At 55.7% G+C, this 21,290-nt stretch carries 18 protein-coding genes and 2 pseudogenes; 13 read left to right on the top strand and 7 right to left on the bottom strand.

The annotated features are described in order from the left end of the window. Nucleotides 1-255: 255 nt before the first annotated feature. Nucleotides 256-993 (bottom strand): annotated as a pseudogene (locus P0Y58_21510) (deoxyguanosinetriphosphate triphosphohydrolase). 355 nt (nt 994-1,348) lie between these two features. On the opposite strand from P0Y58_21510, the gene P0Y58_21505 reads away from it, so the two are divergent. From P0Y58_21505 to P0Y58_21485, 5 genes are all read left to right on the top strand, one after another. Beyond that, nucleotides 1,349-2,593 carry a hypothetical protein gene (locus tag P0Y58_21505; GenBank protein WEK29457.1) on the top strand — a complete coding sequence of 415 codons (1,245 nt, stop codon included), beginning with the start codon at nt 1,349-1,351 and terminating at the stop codon, nt 2,591-2,593. Beyond that, nucleotides 2,590-3,114 (top strand): hypothetical protein, encoded by a 525-nt coding sequence (locus tag P0Y58_21500; protein ID WEK29456.1) that lies wholly within the window; start codon nt 2,590-2,592, stop codon nt 3,112-3,114. Before P0Y58_21505 ends, P0Y58_21500 begins: the two co-directional genes overlap by 4 nt. Then, nucleotides 3,102-5,066: an AAA family ATPase gene (locus P0Y58_21495; protein ID WEK29455.1), complete on the top strand. Its 1,965-nt coding sequence runs from the start codon at nt 3,102-3,104 to the stop codon at nt 5,064-5,066. Before P0Y58_21500 ends, P0Y58_21495 begins: the two co-directional genes overlap by 13 nt. Before the next feature lie 103 nt (nt 5,067-5,169). Further along, a complete protein-coding gene (locus P0Y58_21490; GenBank protein WEK29454.1) occupies nt 5,170-6,171 on the top strand; it encodes a DUF4238 domain-containing protein in 1,002 nt (333 codons plus the stop codon). 334 nt (nt 6,172-6,505) lie between these two features. Next, nucleotides 6,506-7,870, top strand: a complete 1,365-nt coding sequence (locus tag P0Y58_21485; protein ID WEK29453.1) for a deoxyguanosinetriphosphate triphosphohydrolase — start codon at nt 6,506-6,508, stop codon at nt 7,868-7,870. Between the two features lie 163 nt (nt 7,871-8,033). Here the strand turns inward: P0Y58_21485 and dgt are convergent. From dgt to P0Y58_21465, 4 genes and pseudogenes are all read right to left on the bottom strand, one after another. Beyond that, nucleotides 8,034-8,657, bottom strand: a pseudogene (gene dgt / locus P0Y58_21480) (dNTP triphosphohydrolase). A gap of 100 nt (nt 8,658-8,757) precedes the next feature. After that, the gene (locus P0Y58_21475) at nt 8,758-9,087 is read right to left on the bottom strand and encodes a hypothetical protein (protein ID WEK29452.1); all 330 of its coding nucleotides are present in this window, start codon (nt 9,085-9,087) and stop codon (nt 8,758-8,760) included. Then, complete coding sequence (locus P0Y58_21470; GenBank protein WEK29451.1) at nt 9,084-9,458, bottom strand: phage holin family protein; 375 nt, start codon at nt 9,456-9,458, stop codon at nt 9,084-9,086. Before P0Y58_21470 ends, P0Y58_21475 begins: the two co-directional genes overlap by 4 nt. A 9-nt stretch (nt 9,459-9,467) precedes the next feature. Continuing rightward, on the bottom strand, nt 9,468-9,782 hold the full coding sequence (locus P0Y58_21465; GenBank protein WEK29450.1) for a YqjD family protein: 315 nt from the start codon (nt 9,780-9,782) through the stop codon (nt 9,468-9,470). Nucleotides 9,783-10,095: 313 nt separating this feature from the next. Here P0Y58_21465 and P0Y58_21460 point away from each other — a divergent pair, with 313 nt between their 5' ends. The 5 genes from P0Y58_21460 (at nt 10,096) to P0Y58_21440 (ending at nt 13,465) form a co-directional block, all read left to right on the top strand. Next, nucleotides 10,096-11,304, top strand: a complete 1,209-nt coding sequence (locus tag P0Y58_21460; protein ID WEK29449.1) for an ammonium transporter — start codon at nt 10,096-10,098, stop codon at nt 11,302-11,304. Nucleotides 11,305-11,375: 71 nt separating this feature from the next. Then, the gene (locus P0Y58_21455; GenBank protein WEK29448.1) at nt 11,376-11,615 is read left to right on the top strand and encodes a glutaredoxin family protein; all 240 of its coding nucleotides are present in this window, start codon (nt 11,376-11,378) and stop codon (nt 11,613-11,615) included. Nucleotides 11,616-11,723: 108 nt separating this feature from the next. Continuing rightward, the gene (locus tag P0Y58_21450) at nt 11,724-12,155 is read left to right on the top strand and encodes a D-Ala-D-Ala carboxypeptidase family metallohydrolase (GenBank protein ID WEK29447.1); all 432 of its coding nucleotides are present in this window, start codon (nt 11,724-11,726) and stop codon (nt 12,153-12,155) included. 65 nt (nt 12,156-12,220) lie between these two features. Continuing rightward, nucleotides 12,221-12,529 carry a transcriptional regulator gene (locus P0Y58_21445; GenBank protein WEK29446.1) on the top strand — a complete coding sequence of 103 codons (309 nt, stop codon included), beginning with the start codon at nt 12,221-12,223 and terminating at the stop codon, nt 12,527-12,529. 51 nt (nt 12,530-12,580) lie between these two features. Continuing rightward, on the top strand, nt 12,581-13,465 hold the full coding sequence (locus P0Y58_21440; protein ID WEK29445.1) for a pseudouridine synthase: 885 nt from the start codon (nt 12,581-12,583) through the stop codon (nt 13,463-13,465). A gap of 102 nt (nt 13,466-13,567) precedes the next feature. Here the strand turns inward: P0Y58_21440 and P0Y58_21435 are convergent, their stop codons facing one another. Next, nucleotides 13,568-15,133, bottom strand: a complete 1,566-nt coding sequence (locus P0Y58_21435; protein ID WEK29444.1) for a PAS domain-containing methyl-accepting chemotaxis protein — start codon at nt 15,131-15,133, stop codon at nt 13,568-13,570. A gap of 135 nt (nt 15,134-15,268) precedes the next feature. Continuing rightward, on the bottom strand, nt 15,269-18,010 hold the full coding sequence (gene acnA / locus P0Y58_21430; GenBank protein ID WEK29443.1) for an aconitate hydratase AcnA: 2,742 nt from the start codon (nt 18,008-18,010) through the stop codon (nt 15,269-15,271). A gap of 224 nt (nt 18,011-18,234) precedes the next feature. On the opposite strand from acnA, the gene rlmM reads away from it, so the two are divergent. From rlmM to pdxB, 3 genes are all read left to right on the top strand, one after another. Further along, the gene (gene rlmM, locus P0Y58_21425) at nt 18,235-19,299 is read left to right on the top strand and encodes a 23S rRNA (cytidine(2498)-2'-O)-methyltransferase RlmM (GenBank protein ID WEK29442.1); all 1,065 of its coding nucleotides are present in this window, start codon (nt 18,235-18,237) and stop codon (nt 19,297-19,299) included. Between the two features lie 354 nt (nt 19,300-19,653). Next, nucleotides 19,654-19,896, top strand: a complete 243-nt coding sequence (gene tusA / locus P0Y58_21420) for a sulfurtransferase TusA (protein WEK29441.1) — start codon at nt 19,654-19,656, stop codon at nt 19,894-19,896. 60 nt (nt 19,897-19,956) lie between these two features. Further along, entirely contained in the window at nt 19,957-21,099 is a 1,143-nt protein-coding gene (gene pdxB, locus P0Y58_21415; protein ID WEK29440.1) for a 4-phosphoerythronate dehydrogenase PdxB, read from the top strand. The last annotated feature ends 191 nt before the right edge of the window (nt 21,100-21,290 follow it).

The following is a 21,290-nucleotide window of genomic DNA, read 5'->3' as shown; positions in this document are numbered from 1 at the left end:
ACAACCGGCACCATATCTCAGTTGGAAGTCGTCGGGGATGTGAGGAAGGGCGATTCGCCATTTATGGGAAACGGCTTACAAGATAAACCCAAACGGGCTACGAAATTTGTGTGTCCGACCCAATGTCAAAGCGTGATTGGTAACTTTTCGTGCACTTTTATTCGTGCTGTTTAATGTGCCAGCATTATATGTAGGAAGTTTCCTGCAATGTGCGGTGCAGCACCGGCCCAAGGGCCGAGGATGCACCGGCACGCTTCAGGTGGGGCTGGAGCGCCCGGTCATTTCCCGGGCCATTTCGCTGGCATAGCTGTCGGTCATCCCGGCGATGAAATCGATCATGCGCAGGAAGGCGCTGTGCAGCGAGGCATGGGGGTCTGGGGCATTGTTGCCGATCAGGTCCAGTACCCGGCGGCTCTTGAACGAGGGGGTGCGCCCGCCGTGCTGTTCGAGCGCTGCGCCACAGAAGGTGTTGAGCAGAATCTCCAAGGTGGTGTAGGCGCCGATTTCATGCAGAGTCTTGCGCTTGTCCTGGAAGATCTTGTTGCGCGCCATGTCTTTGGCCTGCAGCACACAGCGTTTGGCCGGGCCGTGCATGTGCTCGACCAGGTCGCCCGCCAGGTGCCCGGCCAGCAATGCCTGCTGCTGCTCGACGAACGCATGGGCGGCGGCGTTCGTCAGGTGCTCGATAGCCTTGCCACGCAAAATCGCCAGCTTGCGCCGGCGGGAATCGCGCGGGCCGAGCTGGCGGTAGGTTTCTGGCAGGTCTTCGCCGACCAGGTCAAGCAGCAGGCTTTCGACTTCAGCGTATTCCAGCAACTCCATTTCCACGCCATCTTCGAGGTCGATCAGCGCATAGCAGATGTCATCGGCGGCCTCCATCAGGTACACCAGCGGGTGGCGCGCCCAGCGCTGTTCTTCCAGTTGCGGCATGCCGAGCTTGCGGGCGATCTGCTCAAGCAAGGGCAGCCCGCTACGTTCAATTTGGCAACCAAATAAAAAAGTTGCTATGTAATTGACTTTAATGGAGAAAATTATATTTATTTGTTTGGTTTCCAGACTCTCGCACCGTCGGGATGGGGAGCATTAGCTGCACGCAACCCCTCTAACTATGAGCAGAACGGAGTCGTGAGGTAACGAGGTTTTTTGATGGAGATAGACAAGGGCTGGAGCATCAATGGCAATTTTGATGGGGGGCTCGGAAGGTTGAGGAATCGTCTGCCCACCGTCTTCAATTTACATGCCTTAGGTCGGGAAAGGATCATGCGGATACAGGCATATGGACATCACAATCGCCCTCGGTTAGGGTTCAGCCTACCGCTTGAACCTCAGTAACGGATTACACGTCGCTATGACGCAAATTATAAATCGTGATGCAGCCGATAAGACGAAAGGTTTTCGATTACAGAAGCTTCGTGCGGCAAGGCTACTTCTTGAAGCGTCGAGCGAAAACGCACATGTGAATTTCTATTATGCTGCCATTGAGGTTGAAGAAGATGTAACAATAATAAAAACTACAGATTTCACCACTGAGCAGATAATTGAAGAAGACAAGAATTTTGATCCTGAAAGTAACTTCACCATCTTCTCAGATGCGGTGATCAATACGCTTGTAAGTTTTTTCGATATCTACATAGGTAAATGGCAAAAAAGCTACTCAACCGTGTTTACGTTTAATTTTTACACAACAACAAATTTCGGAAAGGAGAGAAAGGTTAAGCTTTCCGATGGGACCAAAATAGAACTCCCTAAGAAACCAATTCTTGAAACGCTCCAAAATAAGTCCGAAATTACCGACGAAGCAGCGAGCCTTATCAAATCCATATTGGTTGACGAATATAAAGATCAATATAAAACAATAGAAGGTAATGGGCACCTAAAAGCACTGGAAGACATGCCTTTAGATGACTTTAAAGTCTTCTTGAATAAGATTACATGGCTGTCAGGGCAAGAAGACGAATCAGCTCTGCAAGGGATAGCAGAAAAGCTAATAAAAGAAAGCAGCTATTATCAAATTAGTATGAGTGGTAAAGAGCAATTAATCCTTGCAAAAATATTAGATAAGATCGATGAAAAGCAGCATTTCAAAGATTATGCAGAAAGGTTCATAAATTCTGCTGAGGTGCAGCTTATTTTTAAGATGGCTGAATCTGAAATAAATGAATCGCTGCTTGATCCGATTTGGAAAGACCTTCAAGAACTATCCTTAAAGATAACTGATAAGCGAAATCTTGAGGAGAAAATATTGGATGTTTGTCCAAATTATCCACAATCGAGAATTGCGACGCTAGCGAGAAAAGCTTGCAACTCAAAGACCGAAGAAGATGCAAGCAATAAAAGTTTCTTGTCATTGAAGTACAGGGTTTTTGAGGCATGTGATGACTACTTTTTTGACAATCAAAAACTAGAGAAAAATGTTGATCAAAAATGTATTGATATGACAATAAAGATACTGCAAGAGAAAGCCGTTAGCTCAGTTGAAGAATTGAAGAAAGACTATACCTACTCCGTATCTAACAGAGAAACCATAAATAGCATAGTCCTCAATTTGATTGACTCATGCTTCGTAAGCCTCGACGAGGAGAAATCGAAATGAACGAGGCTGCCAAAAAGAATTTAATGTTCATCTCTTCGGATGATTTTTACCTTATAACGTACTCAATTATTATTATTCTTGACTGCCTTGGATGTACCAAAGGGAGAGAGTTTAAGGATTATAGGAAGCTGCCTTTTATAATTGAGCTAATAAATAATAAAAGAAACATGCTTACATTAGAGGCTACACCTCTAGAAAAGCTACACAAAAACGACAAAGATTTTTTATTTCAGAGCTACACCAATGGTTTAGCAAAAAGAAGTGAAACTTTAAAGATTCTTTTTACGCTTGAAAAAAGGGGTTATGTAAGCTTGCAGCAAGGAAGTATAGAAACTTTAGTTAACATAACTCTGAACATAGACAGGCTTCCAAAAGATTTTTTATCAAAAAAAGTATTCGGTACCGAGTACCAGAACTGTCAAAGGTTTAAGACAATAATCCAGAGAAGCACTGCACTTACTCTTGATACTTTTCTCGGTAAAATATATAGAGATAGAGGCGTAAAAATATGGGAAATTTAAGAATCCAAAAGATAGTTTACCAAGGTGCGAACTATCATTTTGAGTCCCCCATATTCGATGAGAACCTTATTCTTATAGAAGGTGACAATGGCACAGGTAAAAGCACCTTTTGCAACCTGATTTACTATGGTCTCGGCGGTAGAGTTAATGAATTCAGTCGAAAAGAGAAAAAAGAACAGCACAAAGAAATAACGAGCGATAAAGACAATCGGGTTGATCTTTACATAAAGATAAATGAGGAAAGCTTCAAGCTCACAAGATACATAGAAGACAATGACATAACTATATCTTCGACATTAGAAGTAAGTGATATTCAGACAAAGTCTCTCGCACTCATACATAATGGCGACGTTGCTCCAATCATATTGCAAGTATTCCGCTCGCAAGAGTCTGAATATATATTTTCGGATTGGATTTTATCGAAGCTAAAAATATCTGTTGTAGAGCTATATCAGGGTCATCGAAATTTTAAAATAAATTTCAATGACCTTATGCGTCTTATATATCATGACCAGCAACCAGATCCGAGAGGGGTCTACAAAAAGCTGGACACTCAAAACAACTTCATGAACGACTCCGAGCTTTTGAGGAAAGCTATCTTTGAACTTTTAGTCGGTAAAACATACTCAGATTATTATGACTCTCTTTCCAAGTCGAAGGCATTGGAGAAGGAAAAAATCATCGCGGCAGGACTTCTAAAAGAATACTCGCGGATCATAGAGGAATTATCAGGAAGTTCAGAGCCTCTCAACATTACTTTCCTACAAAAAAACCTGCAGGAAAAAGAAAATCAGTTAGAAAAACTGCATGACTCACGAAATAAATTCAAAAGTGGTAGAGGCACAAAAACGACAACGGTAGATTATGCACTAATAGACCTAAAAAATAAAATAACTGAAAAGCAACTCGCACTAAGCGAATTAAATCAAACGTTAATTTCAACGATCGGAGAAAGACATAAGCTTAACTCTATAAAAGAGAGCACTCTTAGAGAGATTTCACAAATATCCAAAATAATTCATTCTCACGATCAGCTTAATTTGTTTTCAGCAGACACTTGCCCGTATTGCTTAGGGAGAGTTGAGCGTATAGCCGGTCATTGTGTGTGTGGCTCCGAAATCAGAGAGGAACAGTATCAACGTTTTTTTTATACATCCAAAGAATACAAAGATATTTACAAGTCTAAGATAAAAACTACTCATACAATTGAAATAGCAATAACTGACTGCGAGCAAGAGCTGAGTGCTACCCAAAAAGCCATCATGCATATTGAGGCTGAACTTCCTGAGTTAATGCGAAAAATAGAAGAGCGTGTTGATAATCTCGACACGCCAATAGATCTCGATACGATAAATGATATTGATGATGAAATTTTAAATACCCGTCAAGATATAGAAACGATACGCCAACAAATGGAGGCGGAGGGTAAGAATGTTCGTCTGACAAACGATTACGAAAGGAAAAGAAGCGACCATGAAACAGCAAAGTTATTGACAGATCGGCTTGAGGCCAATGCTAAGATAGACATACAAGATAAAGTCGGTAAACTGAGTGCAATATATAATAAACTCATGACCGACTCGCTTCCGGACTGTAATGTCGCACGAATCAGTATAGAAGATTACTTACCAATAGTTGGTGGCGGTGAATACAGGGAGGCCAGTTCGGCTGTATCAAAAAGGCTGATGTATTACCTAGCACTTATGAACTTATCTCTTTCAGAGGAAAACGTCCCTTTCCCAAGATTCCTGATTATAGATACGCCAGAAACATCAGGAATTGAGCTAGATAATCTTAAACGCTGCTTGGAAAAAATTGGAGAGCTTGACCACTATGGAAAACCTTACCAAGTAATACTCACTACGGGTCTAAAAAAGTATCCTGACAGCTTCCTAAAATACAGAAAAATTTACTTGCCGGACAAGCAGCATCGATTGCTTATTAAAAACTAGTAATGGGCAGGGGTTGTACTCTCCATTTGCGTATGTGTTGAAGGTGGTGATATGGCTAGTATGAGTTGGATAGCTTTAACTAAGTTGAGTGAGGTGGTACGTTATGGAATTGTTTGACTTGACAAAATTGAAAAACAAGAAACACCAGCATTATGTGCCGCAGTTTTATCTCGAGCTGTGGATGTCTCATGACGGCTTCTTTGTTAAGAATAGCATGGGTGCTGTTCCTAAAATATATCTAAAAAAAACAACCGTTGATGTAGGTGAGGAAAACTTTTTCTACAAAATTGAGATGGATGATGTGGTTTGGGATATGTTGTATTACCGATTCGGAGAGGAAGCGAAATCCAATGCTGTTATTGCACAGGTGATGCAAGATCTTTTTATGCTGAAAGCAATGGATGACGTAGTTACCAAAGGCATTGGAATAGTAAATAATGATGAAGCTATGCGTGATAATGCGAGAGAAATACTGGAGTATTTGAAAAGACATCATCTCGAGAATGCTTATTCTAATATTGAAGGTGCGGTTTCAATCGAGATTGAGTCATTCAGTAAGTCTCAAAATTCAGACTTGTGGGTTCCTCCGTCTGCTGAAACGTTCATGCATATTTTAGTTTTTTTCTGTTTTCAATCGCTGCGAACAAAGCAGCGTATGCATAATCTAGAATCACAAATTGCTGAAATGTATTTGGAGCGGGGGGATGAGTCTATTCAGCTCAATTCTGAGCAGAAAAAATCCGTCATGAAATGCATGTTATATATTTTATCTTATCAGTTGTGTCAGAAGCTTTTTGCTGCTGGTTGTAGCATGACTATCTCAAAAAATCATACAAAGCTCAATTATCTTACCTCTGACTGTCCTGCAATGTACTTTGATAAGGCTAGTCTTCAGGCAGGAGCTAAGTCTTTTGGTGTCATGCCTCTTTCCCCTAAGTTGCTCGTTCATATCAGTGTGCCAGACGAGAATGTGCGAAGCGAGCAGAGCATCAAGATGGTTGATGTTTATGATGCAGGTATCATAAAAAAAGCAAACGAACTGGTACTAGAGTATTCGCATAATTTTGTGTTTGCTAAGAAGAAAAAAGATTTGCGTTGGGAATAAGGGGGGAGGTGCTTTTACAATCCAAATCGCACAAGGCATGTATTCCATTGTGGGGGGAGGAAAAGAATTCAGCTACCGGTATTTTTCTAAAAATCGAATTTATATTAGGCTCTGAAGGAAACCCTTTGGGTTTATGAAGGTGGACTGGATGAGCACCTTGAGTTCTCCTTTCATCCGGAAAAGGTTCTGGAGCGAGCATTTTTATGCGTAAGTTAGTAGGAAAGGCTTCTTTCTAAATGGTATTAAGTTTTGGTGTCTTTTTTCTATATTTTATTGCAAATGTCTATGTCTGAGCTATATTCATACGTTTTGCGTATGTGTTGAAGGTAGTGATATGGCTAGTATGAGTTGGGAAAAGCTGCTTAATAATACCCGTCTTGGCGGTCGGCCTCCAAAATCTGAGCTAGGCCGTTCACCTTTCCACTCAGACCATGACAAGGTTGTGTTTTCTGGTGCTTTCAGACGCCTTGCAAGAAAAACGCAGGTCCATCCTCTCGCCACTAATGACCACGTTCACAATCGCCTCACGCACAGCTTAGAAGTGGCTTGTGTTGGTCGGACGCTGGGAGTGAGGGTTGGCCAAGAGCTTCTGAATGAACGGCTTATCCCTGAGCAGCATTCAGCTTCTGATATTGGTGATATTGTCCAAACTGCTTGTCTTGCTCATGACATTGGCAACCCTCCCTTTGGGCACACAGGTGAAGAGGCTATACGTCACTGGTTCTCCAATGATGTCGGGGCAAAGATAATTGAGCGGCTTCCATTCAATGAAGCTGCTGACTTGCGTAGGTTTGAAGGTAATGCCCAAGGGTTTAGGGTTTTAACTACCTCAGAGTATCATCCCTATGAAGGGGGGATGCGTCTAACCTATGCGTCACTTGGAGCTTTTATTAAGTATCCTTGGCTGGCAGGGGATGCTCTTAACATGCAAAGGCCGATTCAGAATAAATACGGTATTTACTGCTCTGAGTTGGGTTTGTTTAATGAAGTGGCTGATGCTACAGGTTTGTTAAAGCTGGGTGATGGTTGGCGGTGTCGCCATCCACTGGCTAATTTGATGGAAATTTCTGATGACTTCTGCTATGCCATTCTTGATTTAGAGGATGGTGTAGAGATGGGTATCCTTGACTGGGATAAAGTCTTTGAAATTTTATGCCTTGTCCTTAGCGACTACCAGAAGGATCAGCTTGTCAAAGAAATTCAAGGCATGAAAGTTGGCCGTAGGCTCTCTATGGTTCGTGGAAAAGTTATTTCAGCTTTTGTAGATGCTGGAGCGACAGCCTTCATGAATAACCATAATGAAATTATGACAGGCAAGGTGTTAGGTATCTTAGACCTTTGTGATAAGACCGTGCGTGAATGTGTATCAGCCGCCAAGGGTCTTGCTCGTGATGAAATCTTCCAACATCCGAGGAAGGTTGAGTTAGAAATCGGGGCTTACAGCACAATTTCTACGATTCTTAACGTTAGCTGTTCTGCCGCTTTGGAATATGTCAGAAAGGGCGGTGTGGCTGATTCGAAGACTAGAAGGGTGGTTGAGCTTCTTGGTTTAGACTTGAAGAATTTAGACGCTAGCGGGGGTGTTTCCAAGGAGTACGGTGCAATCATGCAGGTTCTGGATTACGTGAGCGGTATGACAGATAACTATGCCATGCACTTGGCTCGACAGTTTAGTGGTATGGGTGGGGAGCGAATCTAGGTGGCTTGGCTCGCTGGATCGGTGGTAAGCTGGCGTTCTAGCAAAAACCTCCTTATTCTTTTTTTGAATGCTAATTCTTCTTGATATTGCCAAATAGTTGCACTTATAAACTTTTGGCTGTTGCTTTTCAAAAAATGTCATTTTTGGCTGCAAGGCCTAAGTACAGCTCACTCTGGTAGCTGCCGAACTTGTGCTTCTTGTAGCCCAAGGCGTCGGCGTGGCGTGCGCTCCAGGGGTACTTGAGGTAAGTGCCGAGGGTGGCATAGGTCAGCCGGGTACCGCCGTCGAACTGGTGATACTCCAGTTGGGTGAGCACGCGAAAACCCTGGGCGTTGCCCTCGAAGTTCAGGAAGTCGGCCCGCTGGTCGTCGCTCATGTCGTCCAGCCAGCCGCGCCCGGCAGCCTGCTGGAACCAGTGGCGGATGGCATCCTCGCCGGAGTGGCCGAAGGGCGGGTTGCCGATGTCGTGGGCCAGGCAGGCTGACTGCACGATCATCCCCAGGTCGCTGGGGGCGCACCAGTCGGGCAAGTTGTCGCGCAGGGTTTCGCCGACGCGCATGCCCAGCGAGCGACCGACACAGCTGACTTCCAGCGAGTGGGTCAGACGCGTATGGATATGGTCGTTGCTGGAAACCGGGTGCACCTGGGTCTTGCGCCCAAGGCGGCGGAAAGCGCCGGAGAAGATGATGCGGTCGTGGTCTTTGTGGAAGGGGCTGCGCCCGAGTTCATCGGCGCTGTAGAGGGCTTTGCCCAGGCGTTCGCGGGTGAGCAGGGTGTGCCAGTCCAAGGCGCATTCTCCTGTGGATCGAAGGCTATAGCTTCCGGTGTCGTGTTCATCTGCGCAAGGGGCAGGTCGATACCTGCCTTGTGGAAGCGGGTTCAGGTCGTCAGGGGCGACGCGTGCCTTGCATGTACAGGCGCAGCAGCGGCAGCAGGCTGCTGCCCAGGCGCACCAGCCGCGCCAGGTTACCGCTGCGCACGCCTTTGCCGGTCAGGAAGCCCAGCGCCACCACGGCGCCAATCCCCCACAAGGGCGCATGCTTTATCCCCAGCCCTTCGTGTAGCGAACTGCCCATGCCGCGCACGCGGCGCAAGGGCTCCATCAGCTGGCCGGACTCATGGCGGATTTCCTGGCGGTGCATCTCCATGCGCAGGCGCAGCAGTGCTTTGCGCAGCTCGCGCGGATTACGGGTGTCTGGCAGTTGTGGCAGGCTCATGGCAACAGGCGCTCCCGGTCCTTGGCGAGTTCTTCGAGGGTGGCCCCGAATGGCGACGATTCGTCAAACACGGCTGCCTTCAGGCGCAACCCGCAATACACTGCGGCAAGCCCATAGAACACGCACAGGCCAATGATGCCGGCCAGTCGATAGCTGTCCCACAGCAGTACCAGCAACAGCCCGGACAGGGCTGTCAGCAGCAGCAGGGCGAACACCAGGGCGAGACCTGCGAACAGCAGCAGGCGCAAGGTGCGGCCCTTTTGCTCCTGCAACTCGATGCCGAACAGTTCGATGTGGCTGTGCAGCAGCCCCAGCGCAGCCGCGCCCAGGCGTTTGCCCGAGGCGCTGGCGCCAATGGCGTCATTCTCCATGGGAACCCCTTAGCGCCGGTTGGCCAGCAGGCCTATCAACAGGCCGACGCCGGCCGCGATGCCGATCGCCTGCCACGGGTTTTCCTGCACGTACTGCTCGGCGTTGCCCAGCGCGGCCTGGCCGCGTTCGCGCACCGAGTCCTGGGTCAGCTGCAGGGTTTCGCGAGCCTGGGCCAGGCGGTCGTGAATCTGTTCGCGCAATTCGTCGGCCTGATCGCCCGCCAGGTTGGCAGTGTCGGCCAGGAGTCGCTCGGTGTCGCGCACCAAAGCCTGAAAGTCAGCCATCAGTATTTCTTGTGCAGTCTTTGCCGATTTGCTGGCCATGGGCCTCTCCCTGTCGATGAGTGTTGGTCTTTCGAGTAATAGCACGCGCGGAAGGTTCAAGTGCCTGCGCTGGTATGCGCCTTGCTTAGGCTTTGCCACGTTGCGGGGCGTCGCTGGCAGGCATTACGCCGATTCGGGGCGCCAACGCAGCGAATACCGATAAACCTTAACCCAATCCACGACAAACCCAAGAAAAAACCACGCAGGCTCCGACCCGCTCACCGAAACAGGGCAGGGGGCTGGCACCGATTCGGTGCAGGGATGCAGGTTCTTGAACTGTCCTGGTGCCTTTTTCAGCAGGTCTGCCTATTTCATGGAAAACATGCACAGCGCGATGGACTCCCTGGTCCATGGTTCCAATACCCTGTTCATTCTCATGGGCGCCATTCTGGTGCTGGCCATGCATGCCGGCTTCGCGTTCCTCGAAGTGGGTACGGTGCGCCACAAGAACCAGGTCAACGCCTTGTCGAAGATCCTCAGCGACTTTGCCATCTCGGCGCTGGTGTATTTCTTCATCGGTTACTGGATAGCCTATGGCGTCAATTTTTTCCAGCCGGCAGCGGTGCTGGCGGCTGATCATGGTTATTCGCTGGTCAAATGCTTCTTTCTGCTGACATTTGCTGCGGCGATCCCGGCGATCATCTCCGGGGGCATTGCCGAGCGGGCGCGCTTCGTGCCGCAGTTGTGTGCCACGGCGTTGATCGTGGCGTTCATCTACCCGTTCTTCGAGGGCGTGGTCTGGAATGGCAACCTGGGGCTGCAAGCCTGGTTGCAGGCCCGCTTCGGCGCGCCTTTCCATGATTTTGCCGGCTCGGTGGTTGTGCATGCGATGGGTGGCTGGCTAGCCTTGGCCGCAGTGCTGCTGCTGGGCGCGCGCCGTGGACGTTACCGGGATGGCCGGTTGGTGGCGTTTGCGCCGTCGAGCATTCCTTTTCTGGCGCTGGGCTCGTGGATTCTGATCATCGGCTGGTTCGGCTTCAACGTGATGAGTGCTCAAACGCTGCAGGGCGTCAGCGGCCTGGTGGCGATCAACTCGCTCATGGCCATGGTCGGTGGCACCCTGTCGGCCTTGTTGGCCGGTCGTAACGACCCGGGCTTCCTGCACAACGGGCCGTTGGCCGGGCTAGTGGCGATTTGCGCCGGTTCCGACCTGATGCACCCGATTGGCGCACTGACAACCGGCCTGGTGGCCGGCGCGTTGTTCGTCTGGACATTCACCGCAGCGCAGAACCGTTGGAAGATCGACGACGTGCTGGGCGTGTGGCCACTGCATGGCCTGTGCGGCGTGTGGGGCGGCATTGCCTGCGGCGTCTTCGGCCAGGCGGCACTGGGCGGGATGGGCGGTGTCAGCCTTGTCAGCCAGTTGCTGGGCAGCCTGATGGGCGTGGTGGTTGCACTGGTCGGAGGATTTGCCGTGTATGGCGTAATCCGCGCGCTGCATGGGCTGCGCTTGAGCCATGAGCAGGAATTCCAGGGTGCGGATTTGTCGCTGCACCGTATCGGCGCCACCAGCCAGGATTGAGCCAGGTCAGGTGCACGGATGGCAGGACGGACCTAGAATAGGTTTCTCCCTGCCAAACCGGAATGTACCCCATGTTGCCTGAATGCCAACTGTTCGGCACCCTCGGCTGCCACCTGTGCGAAGTGGCCGAGGGGGTGCTGATGCCTTTTGTCGATCATGGCCTGTTGGTCGAGTTGGTCGATATCGCCGAGAACGAGGCGCTGTTCGAGCTCTATGGCCTGATCATTCCCGTGCTCAAGCGTTGTGACAATGGCGGCGAACTGCACTGGCCGTTCGATGCCGAGCAGGTGGTGGCGTTTCTCGCGCAATGATGGCTCCAGGGGAGCTGTAACCCCGCTCCAAGGTGATGGATGTGGGCTGATGATCAGGTGCCGGCGCAGTGACGCTGGTGCCCATATTCAGTCATCGGGAGCTTCGCCATGTTGATCACTCCGCATTTCACGCTTGATGAAATGACCGTTTCACAGCTTGCCGCCAGGGACGGGTTTGACAACACGCCATCGCCCGAAGCCCGGGCCAACCTGCAGCTGCTGTGCGGTGCGCTCGAGCAAGTGCGCGCGTTGTTCGATGCGCCCATCATCGTCAGCAGCGGCTACCGCAGCGAGAGGGTCAACCGATTGATCGGCGGTGCCCCGAAAAGCCAGCACGTTCAGGGTTTGGCGGCCGATTTCACGGTGATCGAAGTCAGCCCGCGCGAGACCGTGCGCAGAATCAGCAACAGCGCTGTCCCTTTCGATCAACTGATCCTCGAATTCGATAACTGGGTGCACCTGTCTGTATCGCGCGGTTCGCCCCGGCGGCAAGTGCTGACCATCCGCAAAGGCAGCGGCTATCTGCCGGGGCTGCAATGAACCGCATTGACGACGACAAGGGGATGTTCGTATGCTGTATATAAATACAGTATCGAGGTGAACTCATGCTCAACGTCGAGCAACTCAAGTACAGCGTCAACCGCATGCCCGTCGAGCGGGTGGCCGACGCCGTGCTGGAACTGCGCCTCGAAGGCCTGGTCACTGATGACCGTACCCCGTTCGGAAAAGTCCACTTCAACACCTGCTTCGCCGAGATCGAAGCCCTGTTCCAGCGCGCCGGTTACCATCGCGGGCTGGATGTGGTGGGTTATCAGGGGTTGCTGTATGCCCTCTATGATCCTGGCCGTTGGGAGCCCGTTCAGGTGCTGCGCTGGCTGAAGGCGCGCAGCGAGGCGATTGCCGAGGCTGGTTGACGGCGCAGGCTTGGGGGATAATGCGCGGCCTTGAATGTTTCGAGCCCTGCCATGACCACGCCTTTCGACCCTGCTCACCAGCAAGCCAGCACGGTGTGCCTGCCCCCCGGTAACTGGGCGACGGTGCTCGATTGCCTGTGTGACCATTTCAAGGCCATCGACCGCGCCCAGTGGCTCGACCGCTTTGCCCGTGGCCGCGTGCTGAATGCCGAAGGGCACGCCGTTTCGGCCGGGTTGCCGTACAAGCGCGGCATGCGCCTGCACTACTTCCGTGAAGTGCCGAACGAGCGCCCCATCCCGGTGCAGGAAACGCTGCTGCATGTGGATGAACACCTGGTGGTGGCCGACAAGCCGCATTTCCTGCCGGTGACGCCAACCGGTGAATACGTCGAGCACACCTTGCTGCGCCGCTTGATTCGCCGCCTGGACAACCCGCACCTGGTGCCGTTGCACCGCATCGACCGGCACACGGCCGGGCTTGTGCTTTTTTCCGCCAACCCGCATACCCGCAGTGCTTACCAGCGCTTGTTCCCAGAACGGCGCATCGACAAGCGCTACCAGGCCATTGCCGCAGCGATGCCGCAGCATGTTTTTCCGCTGGTGCACAAAAGCCGCCTGGTGCATGGCGAGCCGTTTTTCCGTATGCACGAAGTGGAAGGGGAGGCCAACAGCGAAACCCTGGCCGAGGTGCTGGAGAAGAACGGCGAGCTTTGGCGCTATGGGTTGTCGCCGGTGACCGGCAAAACCCATCAGTTGCGCGTGCACATGGCAGCGCTGGGGGCGGGAATCAGCAATGACCCGTTCTATCCGCAACTGCTGAATGAAGAGGATGATTACCAGCGGCCGCTGAAGTTGTTGGCACAGAGCCTGCGCTTCGAGGACCCGCTGAGCGGGGAAGAGCGCTACTTCGAGAGCCGCTTGAGCCTGGACTGGTAGCGCCGGTAATCAGGCCTGCACGGACTCTGTGGGAGCGGGCGTGCCCGCGAACACCGGCGAAGCCGGTGCCATCCCCTGCGATGGAGTGCCAGGTTGCGAGCGTTAGCGGTTGAACCGCTCCACCAGCGAGTACTGGCTCCCCGCTGTGCTGGTCAGCTCCTCGCTCAATAATGCCGAGTGCTGCGCCTGTTCGGCGGTCTGGTCGGCGAGCTCGGCGATGGTGCTGATGTTGCGGCTGATCTCGTCGGCCACTGCAGTCTGCTCCTCGGTCGCTGCGGCAATCTGGGTGGCCATATCGGTGATGTTGGCCACAGCTTCGCTGATCCCCACCAGCGCCTCGTCAGCCTGCATTACACGGTCGACGCCTTCCTGCGCCTGGCGGTGGCCGCTTTCCATGGTCAGCACGGCGTTGCTGGCGGTTTGTTGCAGTTTGGCGATCAGGCCATGGATCTGCCCGGTGGACTCGGCAGTGCGCTGGGCCAACTGGCGCACTTCGTCGGCCACCACGGCAAAGCCACGGCCCATTTCACCGGCACGCGCCGCCTCGATGGCCGCGTTCAGTGCCAGCAGGTTGGTCTGGTCGGCAATGCCCTTGATCACGTCGACCACGCCACCAATCTCGTCGCTGTCCTTGGCCAGCTGGGTGACCGTCTGGCCGGTTTCGCCCACCGCCGCCGACAGGCGCTCGATGGCTTCGCGGGTTTCCCCGGCGATCTGCCGGCCCTGGCTGGTCAGGCGGTTGGCTTCCTGCGTGGCGTCGGCGGTGCGCTGTACGTGGTTGGCCACTTCCTGAGTGGTGGCGGCCATCTGGTTGACGGCGGCGGCGACCTGCTCGGTCTCTACCCGCTGGCGCTCCAGCCCCGAGGAACTCTTGTGCGCCAAGGCGTCGGACTGGCGCGCCTGGTCGCTGAGGTGTTCGGCACTGTCCTGCAGGCGGGTCAGGCAGGTTTTCAGGCGGGCATCCTGGCTGAGCATGGCCATTTCCAGGCGCGCCTGTACGCCGCGGCTGTCGGTGAACATCTGTGCGATCAGCGGGTCGGAGGTGGTCTGTTCGGCCAGGCGCAGCAGGCGTTTGAGGCCGCGCTGCTGCCAGCTCAAACCGAGCAGGCCGAGGGGCACGGATAGCCCGGCAGCCAGGGCAAAGCCCCAGGAATGGCCCAGCGAGTTGCCAATCAGGAAGCCTGCCTGGCTGATCAGGATGAACGGCAGCCAGTCCTGCAGCACTGGCAGCCACTTGTCCCTGCGAGGTACCGCAGGCTTGCCCTGGTTGAGACGGTGGTACAGTGCTTCGGCGCGGCGGATCTGCTCGGCGGTTGGCTTGACCCGCACCGACTCGAAACCGACGACCTGGTTGTTGTCGTAAATCGGGGTGACGTAGGCGTTGACCCAGTAATGGTCGCCGGACTGGCAGCGGTTCTTGACGATGCCCATCCACGGCTGGCCCTGCTTGAGGGTTTGCCACATGTGGGCAAACACGGCAGGCGGCACATCGGGGTGGCGTACCAGATTGTGCGGCGCGCCGGTCAACTCCTCACGGGTGAACCCACTGATTTCGATGAACGCATCGTTACAGTAGGTGATCACGCCCTTGGCGTTGGTGGTGGAGATCAACCGCTGCTGAGCAGGGAAAGTCCGTTCTCTCTGGGTAATCGGCTGGTTGTTACGCATGGGTTGATAGTCCGCAGGGCTTTGGACAGATATCGGCAAGCCACTGGTTTTATTGAATGATTATTTAATGTCATGGATTTCAGGTATGGCAAAGCCTGCCTGGGGCCGCAGCGCGGTGCCCCAGGCTTTCCTGGCTTAGCTTGCAATCAACTGGCGCAACACATAATGCAGAATCCCCCCAGATTTGAAGTACTCCACTTCATTCAGGGTGTCGATCCGGCACAACACCTCGATCTGTTCCTGTTGCCCATCTTCGCGGGTGATGCGCAACGGCAGGCTCATGCCTGGGCGGATCTGTGCGCCGTTCAAACCCAATACATCGATCCGCTCCTTGCCGGTCAGCCCCAGTTGCTTGCGGTCGTGACCGGCCTTGAACTGCAGCGGCAGTACGCCCATGCCCACCAGGTTGGAGCGGTGAATGCGCTCGAAGCTCTCCGCCAACACCGCCTTGATGCCCAGCAGGTTGGTGCCCTTGGCCGCCCAGTCGCGGCTCGAGCCGGTGCCGTATTCCTGGCCGGCGATGACCACCAGTGGGGTGCCTTCCTGCTGGTACCGCATGGCCGCATCGTAGATCGACAGTTTCTCGCCAGTGGGCACGTGCAAGGTGTTGCCGCCTTCTTCACCCCCCAGCATTTCGTTGCGGATCCGGATGTTGGCGAAGGTGCCGCGCATCATCACCTCATGGTTGCCACGCCGCGAGCCGTAGGAGTTGAAGTCGCGTGGCTCCACCCCCTGTTCACGCAGGTAGCGACCGGCGGGGCTGTCGGCCTTGATGTTGCCGGCCGGGGAGATGTGGTCGGTGGTGACCGAGTCGCCCAGCAGCGCCAGCACCCGCGCGCCGTGGATGTCGGCGATCTGTGGTGGTGGCCCGCCGATTTCATCGAAGAACGGCGGGTGCTGGATGTAGGTAGAGTCAGCCTGCCACACGTAGGTGGCTGCCTGCGGCACCTCGATGGCCTGCCACTGCGCGTCGCCGGCAAACACTTCGGCGTATTCCTTGTGGAACATCGCTGTATCTACCTTGGCTACGGCCGCAGCAATTTCCTGCTGGCTGGGCCAGATATCGTGCAGGTACACCGGTTGGCCGTCAGTGCCGGTGCCCAACGGGTCGCGGGTCAGGTCCACGCGCACGCTGCCGGCCAGTGCGTAAGCCACGACCAGCGGTGGCGAGGCCAGCCAGTTGGTCTTGACCAGCGGGTGCACACGGCCTTCGAAGTTGCGGTTGCCCGACAGCACCGACGCCACGGTGAGGTCGGCGCTGCCGATGGCTTTCTCGATTGCGTCGTCCAGCGGGCCGGAGTTGCCGATGCAGGTGGTGCAGCCATAGCCGACCAGGTCGAAGCCCAGTTGGTCGAGGTAGGGGGTGAGCCCGGCGGCCTTGAAGTAGTCGGTGACCACTTTCGAGCCCGGCGCCAGAGAACTCTTGACCCAGGGTTTGCGTTGCAGGCCCTTTTCCAGGGCCTTTTTAGCCAACAGTCCGGCAGCCATCATCACACTGGGGTTGGAGGTGTTGGTGCACGAGGTAATCGCGGCAATCACCACGGCGCCATCGCGCAGGGTGTGCGTCTGGCCTTGATGGCTGTAGTCGATCTCGCCAGCCTGGTCGGCGTTGCCCACCGCTACGCCGCCACCGCCCTCGCTTTCCAGGCGGCCGACTTCCTTCGCCAGCGGCTTGGGTTGCAGTTCGATGAAATGGTCAAAGGCCTGGCTGACCTGGCCCAGTGCCACGCGGTCCTGCGGCCGTTTGGGCCCGGCCAGGCTGGCCTCGACCTCGTGCATGTCCAGCGCCAGGCTGTCGCTGAACAGCGGCTCCTGCCCCGGCAGGCGCCACAGGCCCTGGGCCTTGCAGTACTGCTCGACCAGTTGCACGGTCGCTTCGGGGCGGCCCGACAGGCGCAGGTAGTCCAGGGTTACCTGGTCAACCGGGAAGAAACCGCAGGTGGCGCCATATTCAGGTGCCATGTTGGCGATGGTCGCACGGTCAGCCAAGGGCAGTTCGGCCAGGCCGTCACCATAGAATTCGACGAATTTGCCCACCACGCCTTTTTTGCGCAGCATCTGCGTGACCGTCAGCACCAGGTCGGTGGCGGTGATGCCTTCGCGCAGCTTGCCGGTCAGTTTGAAGCCGATGACCTCGGGGATCAGCATCGACACAGGTTGGCCGAGCATGGCCGCTTCTGCTTCGATGCCACCGACACCCCAGCCGAGCACGCCCAGGCCATTGATCATGGTGGTGTGCGAGTCGGTGCCGACCAGGGTGTCAGGGAAGGCGTAGGTGCGCCCATCGGCTTCACGGGTCCACACAGTACGGCCCAGGTATTCCAGGTTGACCTGGTGACAGATACCGGTGCCCGGCGGCACTACGCGGAAGTTGTCGAAGGCGCTCTGACCCCAGCGCAGGAAGGCATAGCGCTCGCCATTGCGCTGCATTTCGATGTCCACGTTCTCGCCGAAGGCCTGCGATGTGCCGTAATGGTCAACCATGACCGAGTGGTCGATCACCAGGTCCACCGGTGACAACGGGTTGATGCGTTGCGGGTCACCGCCGGCCTTGGCCATGGCCGCGCGCATGGCGGCCAGGTCGACCACGGCCGGCACGCCGGTGAAGTCCTGCATCAGAACGCGCGCCGGGCGGTACTGGATCTCGCGGTCAGAGCGCCGCTCGCTCAGCCACTGGGCGAGGGCGCGCAAGTCGTCGCCGGTGACGGTATGGCCGTCCTCCCAGCGCAGCAGGTTTTCCAGCAGCACCTTCAGCGACATGGGCAGGCGTTGCAGGTCGCCCAGCTGGCGGGCAGCCTCGGCAAGGCTGAAATAGTGGTAGGTCTGGTCCCCGACCTTCAGGGGCTTGAGGGTGTTCAGGCTATCGAGCGAGGGCATTGCCAACTCCTTCTGCGCCGGTGCCCGGCAACTACTCAAGGTTTGCCGGTGTCACCGCTCTGTGTCGATCCGCACGGTACGGACCTGGCTGAGTGGTCAGGTTAGACCGCTTTGCGGCCTCTGACCCTTTTCTGGACCGGTGGGGCGTGTCGCAGGTTCCGAACTTCCTTTATCATCGCCGCCCTGCCGGCGCCTGTTGCGCGCCAGCCGTAGTGGAGTGAGAGATGAATACCCTGTTCATGCATTGCCGGCCCGGTTTCGAGGGTGAGGTTTGCGCTGAAATCAGCGAACATGCCGCCCGCCTGGGCATTGCTGGCTATGCCAAAGGCAAGCCGCACAGTGCCAGCGCCGAGTTTGTCTGTACCGAAGAAGGCGGTGCCGAGCGGCTGATGGGGGCGCTGCGTTTCAGCGAGTTGATTTTCCCGCGGCAGTGGGCCCGGGGCGGTTATGTCGAACTGCCGGAAACTGACCGCATCAGTGTGCTGCTGGGGGCGCTGGCTGACTTGCCGGTGTTTGGCAGCCTGTGGCTGGAAGTGCTGGACAGTAACGATGGCAAGGAGTTGTCCACCTTCTGCCGCAAGTTCGAAGTGCCGCTGCGCAAAGCGCTGGAGAAGGCTGGCCGCCTGGTTGACGATGCCAGTCGCCCGCGCCTGCTGCTCACCTTCATCAGCGGCCGGCGGGTTTTCGTCGGCGTTGCCCCGGCCAACAATAGTGCCCTGTGGCCCATGGGCATTCCGCGCCTGAAGTTCCCCCGCGAGGCGCCCAGCCGCTCGACCCTCAAGCTGGAAGAAGCGTGGCACCAGTTCATCCCGCGGGATCAATGGGAGCAGCGCCTGGGCGATGACATGACCGGCGTTGATCTGGGCGCCTCACCGGGTGGCTGGACCTACCAGTTGGTGCGCCGGGGCATGCTGGTGACTGCCATCGACAATGGCCCGATGGCCGAAAGCCTGATGGACACCGGCCTGGTCCAGCACCTGATGGCGGATGGTTTTACCTGGCAGCCGAAGCAGCCGGTGGACTGGATGGTGTGCGACATTGTCGAGAAGCCGGCGCGCACCACCTCGCTGATCGAAACCTGGCTGGGTGAGGGGCTGTGCCGCGAGGCGGTGGTCAACTTGAAGCTGCCGATGAAGCAGCGCTATGCCGAAGTACGTCGGTTGCTCGACCGCATGGAGGCGACGTTCAAGGCACGCAAGATCAGGGTATCGATTGCCTGCAAGCAGCTGTACCACGACCGCGAGGAAGTGACCTGCCACCTGCGCCGGCTTGATCTGAAGCCGCGCTGAGGGCTAGGGGTGCATGGCTTGGGTTGGATGTGTGCCGTGAGATCGAGCGCCGCCCGCGCGGCGCTTCGCGGGGCAAGCCCGCTCCCACATTTGTTTCGGGCCAGTGAAGCCTGATGCATTGGTGCGCGGCCCCTTGTTTGTACGACGCGATATCGAGCCATGCGCCAAGGGTGCGCGCGCCAATGGATGCAGGAATAATTGGCCCGAAACGAATGTGGGAGCGGGCTTGCCCCGCGAAGCGCCGCGCGGGCGGCGCTCGATCTCAATGCAAACACCGACCTCAAGGCATGCACCTGAAACCCTTGGTCAACTAGGCGGTATGCGCGACAATGGCGATCATTTGCGGAGCCCTCCATGACCGATTTCACCCCCGACGCCATCCTTGATGCCTCCGGCCTGAACTGCCCGGAACCGGTGATGATGCTGCACCAGCACGTGCGTGACCTGGCCGCTGGCGGCCTGCTCAAGGTCATCGCCACCGACCCGTCGACCCGCCGCGACATCCCCAAGTTCTGCAACTTCCTCGGCCACGAACTGCTGCAGCAGCAAGAGGACGCCGGTACCTATCTGTACTGGATCCGCAAGAAAGCCGACTGAAACGCTCTGGAACAGGCCTGACGTTGCGCCTACACTGCGTTCCCCAGACAGGAGAGCGCCATGCTGATAGTTGCCGACGAGAACATCCCGCTGCTCGATGCCTTCTTCGAGGGTTTCGGTGAAATCCGCCGTTACCCTGGCCGAAGCCTCGATGCCGCCAGCGTCAAGGACGCCGACATCCTGCTGGTGCGCTCGGTAACCAAGGTCGACCGCCAATTGCTCGAAGGCAGCCGTATACGGTTTGTCGGCACTTGCACCATCGGCACCGATCACCTGGACCTGGACTACTTTGCCGAAGCCGGCATCCGCTGGAGCAGCGCACCGGGCTGTAATGCCCGCGGCGTGGTCGACTACGTGCTGGGCAGCCTGCTGACCCTGGCCGAGCTCGATGGCGCGGCACTCCCCGAGCGCGTCTATGGCGTGGTCGGCGCGGGTGAGGTGGGTGGCCGCCTGGTGCGGGTACTGCACGGCCTGGGCTGGAAGGTGCTGGTGTGCGACCCGTTGCGCCAGGCCACCGAGGGCGGCAACTACGTCAGCCTGGAAGCCGTCGTGCAACAGTGCGATGTGATCAGCCTGCACACCCCGTTGCAACGCGGTGGCGAGCACCCGACCTGGCACCTGTTGGGCCAGGCGCAGCTCGCGCAGTTGCGCCCGGGTGCCTGGCTGATCAACGCCAGCCGTGGCCCGGTGGTAGACAACGCCGCCTTGCGCGAGCTGCTGCTGGACCGTGAAGACGTGCATGCGGTGCTGGATGTGTGGGAGGGCGAGCCACAAGTCGACCTGCAACTGGCCGACCTTTGCACACTGGCCTCACCGCACATTGCCGGCTACAGCCTCGACGGCCGCCAGCGTGGCACGGCGCAGATCTACCAGGCACTGTGCCGTTTCCTGGGTGTGGACGAGCAGGTGCAACTGGCAGACTTGCTGCCTCCGCCGCCGCTGGCGCAGATCGAGCTGGATGCCAGCACGGACCCTGCCTGGGCATTGGCGACCCTGTGCCGCGCCGTGTACGACCCACGCCGCGACGATGCCGACTTCCGTCGCAGCCTGAGTGATGACCCGCAACAGCAGCGTGCGGCGTTCGACCAGTTGCGTAAACAGTACCCGCCTCGGCGCGAGATCGAGGGGTTGGCGGTGCGCTTGCGCGGGGAGTCGCCGCAGCTGGCGCAGCTGGTCAGTGCCTTGGGGGCGCAGTTGGTCTGACAGACTCGCAATTCCCGCAGGCCTTAACAGTCCCCCTGTAGGAGCGGCCTTGTGTCGCGATCGGGCCGCGAAGCGGCCCCTGCAGTCTGGGCGGCGAAGCTGAAATCCTGGGGCCGCCCTGCGGCCCGATCGCGACACAAGGCCGCTCCTACAGGGGGTGTACACCTGCTGTCAGGCAATAAAAACCCGGC

The organism is Candidatus Pseudomonas phytovorans, from assembly GCA_029202525.1.
GTDB lineage: Bacteria > Pseudomonadota > Gammaproteobacteria > Pseudomonadales > Pseudomonadaceae > Aquipseudomonas > Aquipseudomonas phytovorans.
Note: the sequence above shows the minus strand (reverse complement) of the source record. Positions and strands in the feature narration are given on the sequence as shown.